Source organism: Bacillus sp. ME78 (assembly GCF_903970865.1).
Lineage (GTDB): Bacteria > Bacillota > Bacilli > Bacillales > Bacillaceae_G > Bacillus_A > Bacillus_A cereus.
Genome location: NZ_CAJCKK010000005.1, coordinates 164,919 through 180,886, shown reverse-complemented (window position 1 = coordinate 180,886; position 15,968 = coordinate 164,919). Strand labels below are relative to the sequence as shown.

The window sequence follows — 15,968 nt, the reverse complement described above, 5'->3', positions numbered from 1 at the left end:
TAAGCTTATAAAAGCGCAAAGTTTGTCTAAATTTTGGAGATTCTATAATTTTTTTCTTCTATATATTGTATACGTTTATAGCTATAGTATAACAAATAAATAAAAAAGTGCCTTTATAACGAGGCACTTTTCGACTGCATTTCTTCTCTTTTCTTTTTCCTCTTACTTACAACCTTTGATAAAGCAATACTTACTTCATAAATACAAATAAGCGGCACCGCAACTAAACTATGAGATAAAAAGTCAGGCGGTGATATACAAGATGCAATGATAATCAATGCTACGTAAGCGTACCTTCTTATTTTTATTAAAAATTCCGCCGTAAGTATTCCAATACTAGTTAAAAACATTACAACAACTGGCAATTCAAAAATCACCGCAAATGGAACTGTTAAATTAAGTACAAAATGAAAATACTTTTCTGTCGTAAACATCGTATTAAACATTTCATTACCTATCGTAGTTAAAAAGTGAAATAGAAACGGCATTACAATAAAGTATCCAAAACATAAACCTGCGATAAATAATATAGACAATACCGGTATATACATTATTGTCATCTTTTGTTCATTTGGATGTAAACCCGGTTTTACAAATAACCAAATTTGTATAGCAGCAAAAGGAATTGTACAAACGATAGCAAATACTGTAGCAATCGAGAAAAAAATCCACAATACATCACTTGGACCGAGAACAGTTAATTTCATTGGTAAATCTTTTACAAGCCAAAAATAAATATCCTTTGTAAAAGTAAATCCAATAATTAAAAATAGTACAAAGGATAACACCGTATATATTACTCTTTTTCGAAGCTCAACAATATGTTCTACTACGCTCATTTCCCGATCTTCCATCTCGTTCACCACACTTTATTTATCCATTACAAGGAAAATACATTACAGTTTTTCTTTCTTTTCCTTTTCTTGAAATGCGTCATCTGTCAATTCTTTCGTTGATTTTTTAAACTCTTTTAACGTTTCCCCTAAAGCCTTCCCGATTTCCGGCAATTTTTTAGGTCCAAATAAAATGAGTACTGCTACTAAAATTAAAATTAACCCTGGAAAGCCAATATTTGAAAACATTTCCCCATCCCCTTTATTAGTAGTTTCCTTGTCCTACTATTACATAATTTTATTTTGTCAAAAAAGTTTGAAAACGTCAACAAATCCATTACCTTTTGTCAAAAAAATTCAAAAATATAATCAATTATACAAATTTCATTTTCTATTGCTCTTGTGTATGATATGGTAAGGGAAATGACATATTATTTTATGATAGTAGAAAGGATTTGCATTATGACTGAAAAAATGACACGAATGACCCAATTTGTAAAAGAAGAAATTGCAAATGCAATTACACATGGTATCGGTGCCATTTTAAGCATCCCTGCCTTAATCATATTGATTATTCATGCTTCTAAGCACGGTACCGCATCAGCTGTAGTCGCATTTACTGTTTATGGTGTAAGCATGTTCTTACTGTACTTGTTTTCAACATTGCTACATAGCATTCATCATCCTAAAGTAGAAAAAATATTTACTATTTTAGATCATTCAGCCATTTACTTATTGATTGCTGGCACGTATACTCCTTTTCTACTTATTACACTTCGTGGCCCATTAGGATGGACGTTGCTTGCTATAATTTGGACACTTGCAATCGGAGGTATCGTCTTCAAAATCTTCTTTGTACGTCGCTTTATAAAGGCATCAACTTTATGTTACATCATTATGGGCTGGCTCATAATCGTTGCCATTAAACCACTTTATGAAAATCTAACTGGACATGGTTTTTCACTACTTTTAGCCGGTGGAATTTTATATTCTGTCGGAGCTATATTCTTCCTTTGGGAAAAGCTACCTTTCAACCATGCCATATGGCACCTGTTCGTTTTAGGTGGTAGTACGATGATGTTCTTCTGTGTACTCTTTTATGTCTTACCTACAGCATAATAAAAAAGGTTTCAGCTTACTATAAGCTGAAACCTTTTTTATTACTTATGTAATTGTGATGCGATAACTTCCTGTGTATGCTTCGTTAATTCTTTAATATCCATATTCGCATACTCTTCAGGTGTAATCGGCTTAGAAATTGTTACTGTTGCATGAGCTGACTTCATACGATTTCCATTCGCTTCAAACATCTTATATGTACCATCTAACGTTACAGGTAAAATTGCTACACCTGATTTTACTGCAAGATGGAAACTACCAGCCTTAAACTCTCCAACTTCGCCACCTTTACTTCTCGTTCCTTCTGGGAAAATTACGATAGAATGTCCATTCTTTAATAGTTCGATTCCATCTTTAATTGCTTTAAGAGATTGACGACGATCGCTACGATCCATAAATACACAATTCATAAGTTCCATCCAAGTTGGTACAACTGGGAACTTTTTAATCTCTGCCTTTGACACGAATCCAATTGGTTTATTTAAGTAACCTAGTAAAACAGGGATATCCATATTACTTTGGTGATTACTTACAACTAGTACCGGCTTATCTTTCGGAACATTTTCAAGCCCTTTCACTTCTACTGTCCCTCCAGCTACACGTACCATTTTCTTACCAAACCAATTTGTCGTTTTATACACAGCATTATCTTTTTCTTTTGGCGCCATCGTATTTACTTGTCTTTTAAGACGCCACATTCTCGGTGTAATCGCAATTACAATTAAAATTAAATAAAAGATTTTAAAAAACGTTTGAATCATACAGAACCCCCACCTATTATCATTCCGACCTTCATTATACTAGACAAACGAAGGAAAAAGAAGAAAAAAAGTCCAAACAGCAAGTGTTTGGACTTTTTAAGCATTCTATATTAGAAACGTTTTGCTAATTCACGAGCATTAGCAATTGCCGCTTCTTTAATTTCTTGTGCTTTTTCAGGGTTTGCATTCATACCCTCAACTGCAATATAATCAGTATCATTTACACCGACAAATCCTAATACAGTTTTTAAATGATTGCGTCCGAAGTCTACAGCTGCGTATGCTCCTTCAGAATATACGCCACCTGTTGCTTGAATGTGAAGTGCTTTTTTACCTTCTAATAAGCCGACTGGACCATTTTCAGTATATTTGAATGTTTTACCTGCGATTGCTACGTTATCTAAGTATGCTTTTACTACTGGTGGATAGCTAAAGTTCCACATTGGAGTTACGAATACATAACGATCTGCATGCATAAATGTTTCTAAGTTTGTGTTCATTGCTGCTACTTTTTGTTGTTGAGCTTCCGTTAAAGTTTCAAAGCCTTCACCTGCTGCAAATTTACCCCAAGCAGCAAATACATCTGCATCGATTGCTGGTACAGTAGTATTGAATAGATCAATTGTTACAACTTCGTCTTGTGGATGCTCGTTTTTATAAGCCTCGATGAAAGCTTCCCCTACTGCCATTCCGAAAGAACCTTCTGCTGAATTTGGATTTGCTGTGATAAATAGTACTTTTGTCATTGTATTCTCTCCCTTTTTTCTCTTTATCTTCAATTCAAGATTTGTTTTTTAAAAGTTAATAACTTACCTTATGTAAGTATAATACAAAAAGTTTTATTCAATGTCAATAAAAAATAGCTACTTTTTTTTCGTAAGTTAATGATTTATTTTGTTTCTCTAAAATTTAGTATACAGATATTAAGACTTCTCATACAAAAAGGCTACCTCTATAAATTATAGAGATAGCCTTTTATTACATATTATTTTTGAAAAACATGTTTTACTTTTTCAGCTGGAATGTTACTTCCACCTCTACCTTTTACATCTTCAATCATCATTGTAATGACCATATCTGGCGAATTCAAATCAAATGCAGCGAACCAGCCTAGTTCTTTTCCTTCGGCTTCTTTAGATACTTTTAATTCCGCTGTACCTGTTTTTCCAGCAAGAGTCATTCCATCAATCTTAGCAATTTTCCCTGTACCATCCGGATCATTAATTACTTTCGTCATAGCAGTTTTTAATATATCCTGATTTCCTTTAGAAATTACATTTTCTTTCCAAGCTTTTGGTTGTTTATCTGTTTTAATAATATACGGTGATGGAATCGTTCCATCATTTACAATTGGCGCATACGTTAAAGCTAAATGAAGAGGAGTCATTAATACTTGTCCTTGTCCATATCCTGTATCTGCCATTTGAATATCATTTTTAATACCGTCATTTGCAATTTTAGAAGCAGGGAATCCATATTCAATTGGTAGTTTCTCATCGAATCCGAATTTTTTCGCTTCACTCATAAACTTGTCTTTTCCGATTTTCAAAGCTTCTTGTGCGAAGTAAATATTATCCGAGTATTTCATCGCCTTATCAAAATCAATCGGATTTGCATCTTTCACACGCGTTACATAATAATTACCCCAAGAAGAATCTTTTGTCCATTTTAATCCTTCAATTTTCAACGCTTCTTTTGGATCGATTGTTTTCGTTTCAAGACCAATTGCAGCTGTAATTGGTTTAAATACAGAACCTGGTACCGATAATTGTGTAAAGCGATTCGTCATCGGTTTTTTCGGATCATTATTCCAAGCTTCGCGTTGCGCTTTCGATGTTCCTCGTGCAATTAAATTAGGATCATATGCTGGACTACTTACTAGTGCAATTGTTTCTCCACTTTTCGGATTGATTGCTGCACTTGAACCAGCTTCGCCCTTCATTTCATTATACGTTTTTTCTTGAACAGCACTATCAATAGTTAAAGTTACATTTTCTCCATCAACAGCGTCTGTTTTTGCCAAGTTTTTAATTTCTTTTCCTTGCGCATCTTCTATAAAGACACGGCCACCTTTTTTACCGCGTAGCTTTTCCTCTAATACTTGCTCTAAACCAGCTTTACCAACTGGGTCATCAGCTTGATAGCCTTTCTTTTGTAGCGTTTTTAAATCTTCAGCATTTACCTTTCCAATATAACCAGTCAGATGAGCTGCTGCTTCCCCTAACGGATATGTACGAACATTTACAGGTTTTGTTGAAACACCTGGTAAATCAATGTACGTATTTTGCGTTGCCCCTTCAGGCAAAATTCCAATTGGTACGAGATACCCTGGTTTTACCCATTTAGCAGCTAATTTTTGATCAATTTCTTCTACAGACATATTTAATAACTTCGCTACTGTTTCTTTCGTTTGCGGAGCAGTATCGCCTAACTTTTCAGGAATCAATCCGATTTCAGAAGCTTTCCCATTTGTTGCAAGACCTTTTCCATTACGATCGTATATTTCACCACGTTTTGGCTGTGTTGTCTGCATACGCACTTTACTATCTTTCGTCATGCCAGGGAAAATAAAATCAGGAGTCCAATCTATTTTCCAAGATTCTTTATCTCCATCTTTTTCTTTCACCATTTTTGCTTCATGGCCAAAAGTAATTTTACCACCAACTGTATCCATGCTTACTTTAAAAGGAACAGGGCCTTCATCTTTTTTATCTTCTTTTACTTCCCCTGTTTCTACCTTTAATTCTTTCACTTCGATACCAGAATAAATTTTTTCATATTTCTCAGTAAATTCTTTCTTTGAAATATCTTTTTTTGCATTTTTTGATAGTTGATCATACATATCTGCAAATTTTTGTTTATTCCACGCTTTTACATATGTATCAAACGCTTCTTGTGGTTTTTCTTCTTTACCACATCCAACTAACATGAATGTTAAGCAAAGAAAAAGAATCCCCCATATCTTTCTCAATCGATTCTCCTCCTCTTTCTATATTAGTACTTTTGAAAATTTTAGCATTTTTACATGCTACCTATCATTATAGCACTATCGAATCTCATCTATAAACTTATATTGGTGAATATAAATAAAAAGATTGATGCGAATTCTCACATCAATCTTCTTTATTATTGTTGTTTCTCATATACGTGGTAATAATACGTATACGGGTTTTTTTCATCTGTTAAACCTTTTTCTACAAAAATCTCTTTCCAATTTGTCATATCCATTTCTGGGAAGAATGTATCTCCTTCAAATGCATAATGAATTTTTGTTATATACAACTTGTCTACGTATGGTAAAAAGAGATCGTAAATTTGCGCTCCGCCAAAAATAAAAATCTCTTCTTCATTTTTACATAGTTCGAATACTTCTTCTACAGAATGAACAACTTCACATCCTTCAACGTGATATCCTTCATTACGAGTTACAATAATATTACGTCTTCCAGGCAGCGGTCTACCAATCGCTTCATAGTTCTTTCTTCCCATAATAAGCGGGTGACCCATCGTTGTTTTCTTCACGTATTGTAATTCACTCGGTAAACGCCAAGGTAAATTATTATCTTTACCAATTACTCTATTTTCGTCCATTGCGACCATAAATGAAACAATCATTTTTTCATCTCCTCTACAATTATACTGCAACCGGTGCTTTAATTGCTGGATGCGGATCGTATCCTTCAATCGTTAAATCTTCCATTTCAAAATCGAAAACAGATTTCACATCTGGATTTAATGTAAGTTTCGGGAACGGACGTGGTTCACGTGCCAATTGCTTTTCTACTTGTTCAAAATGATTTGTATAAATGTGTGCATCACCAATTGTATGAACAAATTCCCCTACTTCAAGACCACATTCGTGTGCAATTAAATGTGTTAGTAGTGAATAACTTGCGATGTTAAATGGTATTCCAAGGAATATGTCACCACTTCTTTGATATAGCTGACAAGAAAGCTTTCCGTCCGCTACATAAAACTGGAATAATGTATGACAAGGGGGTAATGCCATACTTGGTACGTCTTCAGGATTCCAAGCAGAAACGATTAAACGACGTGAGTCTGGTGTTTTTTTAATCATTTCAATTACATCTTTTAATTGATCAAGTGTCTCACCAGCTGTCGTTTTCCAAGCTCGCCACTGTTTACCGTAAACGTCTCCTAAATAACCATATTTATTTGAGAAATCATCATCTTCTAAAACGTTCTTTTTAAACAATTCCATCTGCTCATCGTACTGTACTTTAAATTCTTCATCTTGTTGTGAGCGAAGACCAAAATCCGTCATGTCAGGACCAGTATACTCATCACTTTCTACCCAGCTCTTAAACGCCCATTCATTCCAAATATTATTATTATGCTGCAATAAATAGCGAATATTTGTATCACCTTTCATAAACCAAAGTAGTTCACTTGCTACAAGGCGAAATGGTACTCTTTTTGTCGTTAATAAAGGAAATCCTTTACTCAAATCAAAACGCATTTGATATCCAAATACAGATACAGTTCCTGTCCCTGTACGATCTTCTTTCTTCGTACCATGTTCCATTACATGGCGGCATAAATTTAAGTATTCATTTTCAGCATGTTTCATATGTAGGAAAACCTTCTTTCAATCGTATATGCAATTTATCATAACATGAAAAATGGTAAATTTAATAATCCTAATTAATAAAATTTCTTCCGCTAATTCTTACAAAATTATTAACTTTCCAAATTTAAAAAGGTTTTCATTTTCTATTACCGAAAGTATAGTGCGGTAGAACAAAATTTATATTTGGAGGTTAGAAGTATGTCTAAAATTGAAACGCCTGTTATGACTTCTTTACAAACAGCGGTTGAAAAAATGATGAAGGATTTAAATGTTCCTGGTGCTGCTGTCGCTGTTATAAAAGACGGTGAAGTTATTATTTCAGAAGGTTTCGGCTATCGTAATATAGAAACAAAAGAGGCTGTTACACCGAATACTCGATTCGCAATCGGTTCCTCAACGAAAGCATTTGGCACACTTTCATTAAGCTTGTTAGCACAGCAAAAAAAGTTTAATTGGGATACCCCTATCCAGTCTTATATACCTAACTTTACTTTATCTGAACTACTTGCTAGCTCACAAGTTACAGGACGGGATTTAGCTTCTCATCGAACTGGAGTGAGTCGTCATGAGGCTCTTTGGTATAGTTCTTCCTTATCTCGAAAAGATCTCGTTGAAAAACTAAAACATTTACCACTTGATGCACCGTTCCGGACTGCATTTCTATATAACAACTTAATGTATGCAACAATTAGCTACATTGTTGAAAACATTACAAATCAAACGTGGGAGCAATACACTACAGAACATATTTTAGAACCTTTAAATATGAGACATACAAACTTCTCTGTTAACGATTCACAAACTACAGATGATTATGCTTTACCTTACATTGAAAATGACGGTGAAATAAAAGCAGTTCCATTCCGTAACATCGATACAGTTGGCGCTGCTGGGTGTATTAATTCCACAATTGAAGATATGGCAAATTGGGTACTTCTCCACTTAAATGAAGGAAAATTTGGAGATCATGAATTAATCTCCTCTGAATTATTACAAAAAATGTATACACCACACAATTCAATTCCAGACCAACCGGTTTTATCACTCCCTGAATCTCCATTAAATAGTTACGGTCTTGGTTGGTTTATTAGCGCTTATCGTGGTAAAAAAGTGATTCATCATGGCGGTAATATCGATGGATTTTCAGCGCTTGTTTCATTTATACCAACAGAAAACATAGGCCTTGTCATTTTAACGAATGCTGGAGGAACATTACTTCCTACTTATCTCGCTAATCAAATTTATGACGAACTACTTGAATTAGAATCCATTGATTGGCATAAACGTGCTGTAGAAGATACTAAAATAATGAAGGAAATGATGAAAGAAGCAACTGAATCCCTCCCTGAACAAATTAAAGGGACTACACCTTCGCACAAGTTAGAGGACTATACTGGTACTTTTGAACATCCTGCATATGGAACATTACAAGTATACAAACGCGATGATTCGTTATATGTACAATTTATGGAAATGGATATTCAATTAGGGCATCATCATTACGACATCTTCTCTGCAAAAGTTGACTTATTCCAAATGAAAATGAGTTTATTATTCGCTTATGAAATGAATATAAGAGGTGAATTCCCATCCCTTCAGTTACATGTACCAGCCACATTAAGTACTCAGCCACTTACATTTAAGAAAATTAAATAAGTATTTTGATGGTAAAAAATAAAGGTAGGTGCGAATCACACCTACCTTTTCTATTTCATATCAATCTTATCTGGTTGAAACCAACTTGGTTTTGATAACTCAAAGTTTTTATGATCTTCCAATACAATATGAAGACGCTCTAACATATCATCCAACATATGTGGTGCTGCTCTTAATGTCCAGACAACTGATGAGAAAACTGTCATGCCAACGTACACCGCATATAATTTCCAGAACTCCTCTGGTATTCTCCTATTAAAGTATCCTTCTATTTGTCCGATTGAATACGGAATACTAATGTCCCTTGCAAATAGTGCAATTTTCACGAAATCATGCAGTGGATCGCCCCAGTCATAACCATTAAAATCAACTACACCTACATATTTCCCATCCCGTACAATTATATTTTCTAAATGAAAATCATCGTGTTGAAATCGATTTGGGCGATCCTTTACATACATTTCATTTTCATCTATAAACTTAATAATCTTATCATCATTTTTTATTTTTATTCCGCATGTTTTGTATGCTTCTACATATTTACTATGTTTTTTCATTGCTCTTTCATGCCATGGAAGTATATCATTAGGAGCTTCATATGTATGCATTTTTGCTAAATCTTTTCCTGCCTCTATGCCAATATCATATTGTTCTTTTGGTGAATACGTAGGCAATAGCTTCTTCGCATCTTCCCCTTCTAAATATGAAAAAATACTATAGCATACACCTTCTTCCAATATACCTATTTCAATTGGCCTTTGTACCTGTACGTTACGTTTTACCATTTCATTTAAAATTTGAAACTCTATTTTCTTTCTTTCATACTCTTTTATATCTCCTGTCCGAAATAAATATTTTTCATTATTTGCATTCGTAATTACATATTTCTTATCTGGAGAGAAACCTTTAGAAACTTCTTCAATATTCGCTGCATCTTTTACAATTTGTATATTGTTTTGCCGTGCTGTAATTATCTTCATATCTATTCCCCTTATATTTCTGCATTTGGTGTATAGGCTACTTCTACAATAAATCCATTCGGATCGTAAAAATCAATCGTATAGTACCCTTCTGAATAATGATTCATTTCAATTAGACTACGTATTACCTTCACTTTCGTACTAGAAAGAAAATCTACTACTTCATCAACTACTTCTCTATGAATAGCTTGATAACAAATATGTCTAGGACCTAACGTCCTTACGATTTCCTCATCTACTTCTTTAAATTATATTTCACTTTCTCCCGTGCTATATGCTACTTCATTTAATCTTCTCCATCCAATTATTGAAAACAGCTTACTATAAAAAGAAATGGATTCCTCTAAATTTGCTACTCAAAATTCAATATGATGAATACACTCCTTGTACTACTTGCACAATTTCCATCGGCTTATGAACCATATAATCGGGTGCGTCTTTTTTCACTGTTTCAATAACATCATATCCCCAAGATACCCAAATTACATTCACCCCAGCCTTTTTACAAGCTGCTACATCTCGCTGTTCATCACCAATGTATAACATATCTTGCTCTGTTATCTTTTTCGATTTTAAAAATCTTTTTATCATTTTATCTTTACCAAACAAATTTTTAGAACAATACACTTCTTGAATATTTTCGATACCATTATTGTGCAAAAACGCCCGAATATGCTCTTCTGAGTTAGATGATATGACCGCAATACCGTATCCTGTTTTATGTAGTTCATCTAATACATCCTTCATCCCATGAAATAAAACAAGATTTTTTATAGCAGGCTGATACAATTTATAAAATTCCAAAGCTAATATCGGTAATTTATACAGTGGTACATCGAGTTGTTTACATCTCTCTGTCATCGTTAATTTACGTAAATGTTCAATTTCGTCTTCCTTTACTGCTTTATACCCATGTTTTTCAGCAAGTTGATTATAAATCGGTACAAATATATTTTGTGAATCTACTAATGTGCCATCAAAGTCAAAAACAATATATTTTTGCATCTCCATACTCCTTTTGCTTCTTTTTTCTAAACCTATGTTATTCAACAACATAGTTGTCTGTCCCTTCTATAAAAATAAAAAAGAACAAGATTTTCTCTTGTTCTTTTTAAGACAACCATTTCGGCGGTACATTCGTATTCCAATAAATATTTCCTAACTCATGATGTCCAGAGTATCCATCATCAAAACGGTGATAATGGAAATTAAAATAATAACCATCTTGCGGCGGATGATCTCTTCTTACATGGAAACGCAATAAATCATTTCCTGATTTCGTATCGTAGACGTGAAAAATCTTTTCATTATTTCCACCAGCTGGTTTTTGAGAAATCGCTAATGATTGTAGTGAATCTTCTGGTACATCACTAGCAAGCTCAGCAATTGCCTCTTCAATTTTCGGTAATATTACATCTTTAAACTCATCTTCAATTACTGGACCAATTTTAGTACCAAACTTTTGCATCGACTGCTTTTCTGCTTCTTGCATTGCATAAGTAATAAAAGTATCGGTGGTTAACCTGTCATTCGTTTCTTCATATGTATAGGACGTGCTCTCCAAACTTTGTTGCCCAGCTGTGCTCGTAGGCTTGTCCGCAGCTTTGGCATTATCAAGTAATATGGAAGGAGGCGTCACTAAACCAAATGTAAATACGGTAATTAATGCGACTAAGGTTTTTCTAAACCAATTTGGCATTTATGTTCACTCCCCTTTCACTCATTATTTTTTTATATAACGGTGGTTTCTTCTATTATACAAAATGATTGTAATTTTTGCACTTTACAATTTTGTTAACGTTCACATATTTTTCACTTGAATATGAAATTGTAAGGTTTCATACAATAAAAATACAACAATAATAAGGAGGCGATCAGATGACTTTAGATGTCATGTATTCCGCCGTAAGCATACTCGTTTTAGTATATTTTATTTATCAATGTGTTACAGACTAGAAAAAGAGCCGTCAATGGCTCTTTTTTAATGGTAAAAATACAATCCATACAATTAATAAAATAAAAATAATGCCACCAATCACAGCTGGCAATAAATAAAACTGGGCAAGTATAACTATTCCATACAAAAGTATTGCTGGTAGTAGTAAATAACGATTTGCCTTCCATCTTAACAAAAGTAAGTTCCCTTCATCACAATATAAATGAAGAAACATCTTATTCGTAAATTCATTCCAATAATCACGTGCATAGCGAGAAATTGCAACTACAGCAAATACGAGAACAATAGCTGCAATCCACCTAGGAGTCATAATTATACTTGCAGTACTGATACATACAATTTGAATATAAAATATTCGTGCAGTACTTGTACGGAAAAATTCTTTCAAAAAAGATTCGACAATACGAGAATCAGCTTTTTTTCCTAAAAGTCTTTTAGAGTACGGAAACATCCACGGTTTTTTATTCGAACTACTCGGTTTAGCCGCATGACCACCAACTTGCATAATTCCGCTCGTCCAGCGCATGCTTTCCTCCTTTTCTTTCTCAATTTCTTTAAAAAAGAACTTTTTATAATTCATTTTCGCTTTTACTAATACACTACTTAAGAAAATTACTAAACCGATAAATAGAATTGAATAAAATGGATTTTTATAAATAAAAAATAAACTAATTCCAAAAAAGGACACACTCATAGAAAATACTACATTTTTTACAATCCATAAAACCCATCGTTTCTCCGCATGTACATGAATAAATCTCGTTAACAACGACATCATAAATCGAAATATAGTAAAGAATACCCAAAATAATAGGACTTGTATCTCTGTTACTCCGATACTTTTCATCAACACCGGTAACATAATAACGACTAATATTATATTCGTTATCGCTATTCGAACAAATGTGTACATCATGCCATACTGGACTAATTTTTGCATATGTGTTGCATACGAAATTAAAAATAAACTATCCGCTTGCTCAAAAAATGAACGAACTCCTCTCGGATATGTTACTAGATAAAATGCGAGTAATCCTAATCCGAAATAAATCGTCTCTTCCGTTGATAATTCATTTATCCATAGTGACCTATAATAGATTCCCATAAATATAAGTGCTGGTATAATAATATATAATGCGACTGTCCAATCTGTTACCGAACGTATAGACTTCCACTTCCGCTGAAGCTCATGGCGTAATCTTTTATAAAATTGTTGTTTAATCATGTTGTTCACGCCTTACGATTACATCAAAGCAGTCTAGTAATGAGCTACCCGGCATTTCCGCTAACATTTGAATAGATTCTAAATGTCCATCTGCGACTAATGTACCTTGTGAAATGAGTAAAAATCTTTCACAAATTTTTTCAGCAGTATCCAATACGTGCGTACAAAGTAAAATTCCTGCTCCGCGCTCTTTTTCTTTATATAAATAACTTAAAAACTCTTTCGTAGCTACTGGATCTAAACCGATAAAGGGTTCATCAATGATATAAAAATCTGGCTCAGTTAAAAACGCCAATATTAGCATCGATTTTTGTTTCATACCTTTTGAAAACTTTGATAAATACTCATGTTTATGCTTATCCATTCGAAAAGTATGTAATAATTGTTCCGCTCGTTCTTCCCAGCTTCCCATTTCACTTCCACGAGCAGCCATTAATAATTCAATATGTTCCCAGAGCGTCAAGTAATCATAGTATGTTGGATGTTCTGGCACGTATGCATACGGATTTTTCTTTTCACCGAATGATATTTCACCGTCCATATTTACAAGTAATCCGAGCATCGTTTTTATCGTCGTACTCTTCCCAGCACCATTTGCTCCAATAAGAGCAACTAGTTCACCTTTTTCGATAGAAAAAGCTATATCATGAATTGTTTTTTCGCCTATTTCATATCCGGCTGAGCGGATATTTACTTCTAACATGCATTTCCCCTCTTTCCATTTCCAATACAATCAAGGAAAAGAATAACATATAACTATCTATATATCATTATAAAATATTTATTTTCATAGCAGGAAAAAACATTTTTTAACAGAATATTAAATGTTTGATTACATTTTATTGGGGTGGATAATATGTCTTTTCAAATTCGTGAAGCAACGATAGATGATATAGACGCACTTTGTTCTTTAACGAAAGAATTAAAAGGTTCCTCTATTTCCTATGAAGATATGAACAATCGATTACAATTCGTACAAATGAGTCCGTTTGATTTTTTATATGTTTACGAGGAAGAAGAAGCTATATTTGGATTACTTGGATTTCGTATACGTGAAAATTTAGAAGATGTAACACGTTATGGAGAGATTTCAATTATTAGCGTCGATTCTAACATACGACGGAAAGGCATTGGACAAGTATTGATGGATTATGCAGAGCAATTAGCAAAGAAACATAATTGCATTGGCACATGGCTAGTTAGTGGAACAAAAAGAGTAGAAGCTCATCCTTTTTACAAAAAATTAGGATATGCAGTAAATGGCTACCGATTTGTAAAACATTTTTAAACTACTTATAATTGAAGGGACTATAACTATGACAAACATTAAAGCAATTTTCATTGATCGTGACGGTACAATTGGTGGTGACACTACAATACATTATCCAGGATCTTTTACATTATTTCCATTCACAAAAACATCCTTGCAAAAACTAAAAGCTAAAAATATAAAAATTTTCTCTTTCACAAATCAACCTGGTATCGCAGATGGAATAGCAACTGTAGCCGATTTTGTACAAGAATTAGAAGGCTTCGGTTTTGATGATATTTATGTATGTCCTCATAAACACGGTGATGGTTGTGAATGCCGTAAACCAAGTACAGGCATGCTGCTTAAAGCAGCAAAAAAACATGGGCTTGATTTAACACAATGTGCTGTAGTTGGTGATCGCTGGACTGATATTGTTGCAGGAGCAAAAGTAAATGCAACTACGATTCTAGTCCGAACAGGCGCTGGGTATGATGCTTTGCATACGTACCGAGACAAATGGGCACATATTGAACCAAACTACATTGCAGATAACTTTGAAGATGCAACAAACTGGGTTTTAAATCAACTATAATACAAATGAAGATTTTGATGCACTCAAAATAATTTAAAACATAGTTAAAATAGCCTTTTTGGCAAATAATTGTCTTCCACAAAACGGATTACCTCAAAAGGTAGCAAGTTCCCTTTTGATAAGCAAACATTGCAATTCAAATTTTATTTTTTATTAGTAACAGCAATTAACGTAAAGAAGGAATAGCTTAGTGGCTATCCCTTCTTTATTGACTTCTATTATTTACATTTGTTATCTTTTTTTATTGAGTATTCTCATCGTTTTTATACTCCAAAATATCCCCTGGCTGACACTCCAAAGCTTTACATATCGCTTCTAATGTTGAAAAACGAACCGCTTTTGCTTTCCCATTTTTCAAAATAGAAAGATTCGCCATCGTAATTCCAACCTTCTCCGAAAGTTCCGTTACACTCATCTTTCGTTTTGCTAACATGACGTCAATATTAATAATAATTGTCATATCCGCCACCTCAGACCGTCAAATCATTTTCTGATTTTATGTTAATTGCTTCTTGTAGAAGGCGTTGAAGAATAGCAGCAAAAACAGCGATAACGAGCGAAGCAAAAACGATAATAAGTCCCACTAACCCAATAGGAGGGTCCATTTTTTTCGCTATAAAATGAAAAAGTGGCAAACTTAATACATACAAACCACTGATTGTAATTGCACAGCGCTTTATATTCTTTAACGCCTTTACAGATAATTCCGAGAACGCTGTGTTCTCATCAATGTACTGTAAAAGATTGAAAGCCTGATAAAGAGCAACGTAAAAAGGCACAGCTGCTCCATACATCACAATGAAAACAAGATATTTCATCGGAGCAATATTAGGATACAAATTTGCTGCGAAATTCGCCATTTCCGGCACTAAAAATATGCATAAAGCAAGTACTGCAATTCCAACAAGAAAAATAATTACTTTTAAGAACGTTGTTGAACTTCGTTTAAGATTCATTTACAATACCTCATTTTTTTAATGATAACATAATTTTATCATATTG

At 33.8% G+C, this 15,968-nt stretch carries 18 protein-coding genes and 1 pseudogene; 4 read left to right on the top strand and 15 right to left on the bottom strand.

Annotated elements, in window-relative coordinates; translation table 11 throughout:
• Positions 1–113: 113 nt before the first annotated feature.
• Both tatC and H6481_RS09235 read right to left on the bottom strand, forming a co-directional pair.
• Positions 114–854 carry a twin-arginine translocase subunit TatC gene (gene tatC / locus H6481_RS09240; protein ID WP_000390119.1) on the bottom strand — a complete coding sequence of 247 codons (741 nt, stop codon included), beginning with the start codon at positions 852–854 and terminating at the stop codon, positions 114–116.
• 42 nt (positions 855–896) lie between these two features.
• Positions 897–1,082, bottom strand: a complete 186-nt coding sequence (locus H6481_RS09235; protein WP_000492442.1) for a twin-arginine translocase TatA/TatE family subunit — start codon at positions 1,080–1,082, stop codon at positions 897–899.
• A gap of 213 nt (positions 1,083–1,295) precedes the next feature.
• Between H6481_RS09235 and H6481_RS09230 the strand changes: the two genes are divergently transcribed.
• A complete protein-coding gene (locus H6481_RS09230; RefSeq protein WP_000136890.1) occupies positions 1,296–1,952 on the top strand; it encodes a hemolysin III family protein in 657 nt (218 codons plus the stop codon).
• Between the two features lie 41 nt (positions 1,953–1,993).
• Here H6481_RS09230 and H6481_RS09225 read toward each other — a convergent pair whose 3' ends face one another.
• The 5 genes from H6481_RS09225 to H6481_RS09205 form a co-directional block, all read right to left on the bottom strand.
• Positions 1,994–2,713 carry a lysophospholipid acyltransferase family protein gene (locus H6481_RS09225; protein WP_000616582.1) on the bottom strand — a complete coding sequence of 240 codons (720 nt, stop codon included), beginning with the start codon at positions 2,711–2,713 and terminating at the stop codon, positions 1,994–1,996.
• Positions 2,714–2,823: 110 nt separating this feature from the next.
• Positions 2,824–3,459: an FMN-dependent NADH-azoreductase gene (locus H6481_RS09220; RefSeq protein WP_000170028.1), complete on the bottom strand. Its 636-nt coding sequence runs from the start codon at positions 3,457–3,459 to the stop codon at positions 2,824–2,826.
• A gap of 239 nt (positions 3,460–3,698) precedes the next feature.
• Positions 3,699–5,684 (bottom strand): penicillin-binding protein 3, encoded by a 1,986-nt coding sequence (gene pbpC / locus H6481_RS09215; protein ID WP_182811518.1) that lies wholly within the window; start codon positions 5,682–5,684, stop codon positions 3,699–3,701.
• 155 nt (positions 5,685–5,839) lie between these two features.
• The gene (locus H6481_RS09210) at positions 5,840–6,328 is read right to left on the bottom strand and encodes a dihydrofolate reductase (protein ID WP_000637207.1); all 489 of its coding nucleotides are present in this window, start codon (positions 6,326–6,328) and stop codon (positions 5,840–5,842) included.
• A gap of 19 nt (positions 6,329–6,347) precedes the next feature.
• Entirely contained in the window at positions 6,348–7,304 is a 957-nt protein-coding gene (locus H6481_RS09205) for a thymidylate synthase (protein WP_000679600.1), read from the bottom strand.
• A 198-nt stretch (positions 7,305–7,502) separates the two neighbouring features.
• On the opposite strand from H6481_RS09205, the gene H6481_RS09200 reads away from it, so the two are divergent.
• Positions 7,503–8,960: a serine hydrolase gene (locus H6481_RS09200; protein ID WP_182811515.1), complete on the top strand. Its 1,458-nt coding sequence runs from the start codon at positions 7,503–7,505 to the stop codon at positions 8,958–8,960.
• 50 nt (positions 8,961–9,010) lie between these two features.
• On the opposite strand, the gene H6481_RS09195 is transcribed toward H6481_RS09200, so the two are convergent.
• The 6 genes and pseudogenes from H6481_RS09195 to H6481_RS09170 form a co-directional block, all read right to left on the bottom strand.
• On the bottom strand, positions 9,011–9,940 hold the full coding sequence (locus H6481_RS09195; RefSeq protein WP_182811512.1) for a phosphotransferase: 930 nt from the start codon (positions 9,938–9,940) through the stop codon (positions 9,011–9,013).
• An 11-nt stretch (positions 9,941–9,951) separates the two neighbouring features.
• Positions 9,952–10,275, bottom strand: a pseudogene (locus H6481_RS09190) (topoisomerase IV).
• A 28-nt stretch (positions 10,276–10,303) separates the two neighbouring features.
• Positions 10,304–10,945: an HAD family hydrolase gene (locus tag H6481_RS09185; protein ID WP_001174995.1), complete on the bottom strand. Its 642-nt coding sequence runs from the start codon at positions 10,943–10,945 to the stop codon at positions 10,304–10,306.
• Between the two features lie 106 nt (positions 10,946–11,051).
• Complete coding sequence (locus H6481_RS09180) at positions 11,052–11,639, bottom strand: YpjP family protein (protein ID WP_001134421.1); 588 nt, start codon at positions 11,637–11,639, stop codon at positions 11,052–11,054.
• Positions 11,640–11,907: 268 nt separating this feature from the next.
• Positions 11,908–13,122 (bottom strand): ABC transporter permease, encoded by a 1,215-nt coding sequence (locus tag H6481_RS09175; RefSeq protein ID WP_000595455.1) that lies wholly within the window; start codon positions 13,120–13,122, stop codon positions 11,908–11,910.
• On the bottom strand, positions 13,115–13,825 hold the full coding sequence (locus H6481_RS09170) for an ABC transporter ATP-binding protein (protein WP_000895234.1): 711 nt from the start codon (positions 13,823–13,825) through the stop codon (positions 13,115–13,117). The genes H6481_RS09175 and H6481_RS09170 overlap by 8 nt, the downstream gene beginning before the upstream one ends.
• A gap of 153 nt (positions 13,826–13,978) precedes the next feature.
• On the opposite strand from H6481_RS09170, the gene H6481_RS09165 reads away from it, so the two are divergent.
• Both H6481_RS09165 and H6481_RS09160 read left to right on the top strand, forming a co-directional pair.
• Positions 13,979–14,410 (top strand): GNAT family N-acetyltransferase, encoded by a 432-nt coding sequence (locus tag H6481_RS09165; RefSeq protein ID WP_000009775.1) that lies wholly within the window; start codon positions 13,979–13,981, stop codon positions 14,408–14,410.
• A gap of 28 nt (positions 14,411–14,438) precedes the next feature.
• Positions 14,439–14,966, top strand: coding sequence for an HAD-IIIA family hydrolase (locus H6481_RS09160; protein WP_000181782.1), 528 nt, complete (start codon positions 14,439–14,441; stop codon positions 14,964–14,966).
• 241 nt (positions 14,967–15,207) lie between these two features.
• Here H6481_RS09160 and H6481_RS09155 read toward each other — a convergent pair whose 3' ends face one another.
• Positions 15,208–15,426, bottom strand: a complete 219-nt coding sequence (locus H6481_RS09155; RefSeq protein ID WP_000152534.1) for a helix-turn-helix transcriptional regulator — start codon at positions 15,424–15,426, stop codon at positions 15,208–15,210.
• A 10-nt stretch (positions 15,427–15,436) separates the two neighbouring features.
• Entirely contained in the window at positions 15,437–15,922 is a 486-nt protein-coding gene (locus H6481_RS09150) for a DUF2975 domain-containing protein (protein WP_023521825.1), read from the bottom strand.
• Positions 15,923–15,968 lie beyond the last annotated feature (46 nt).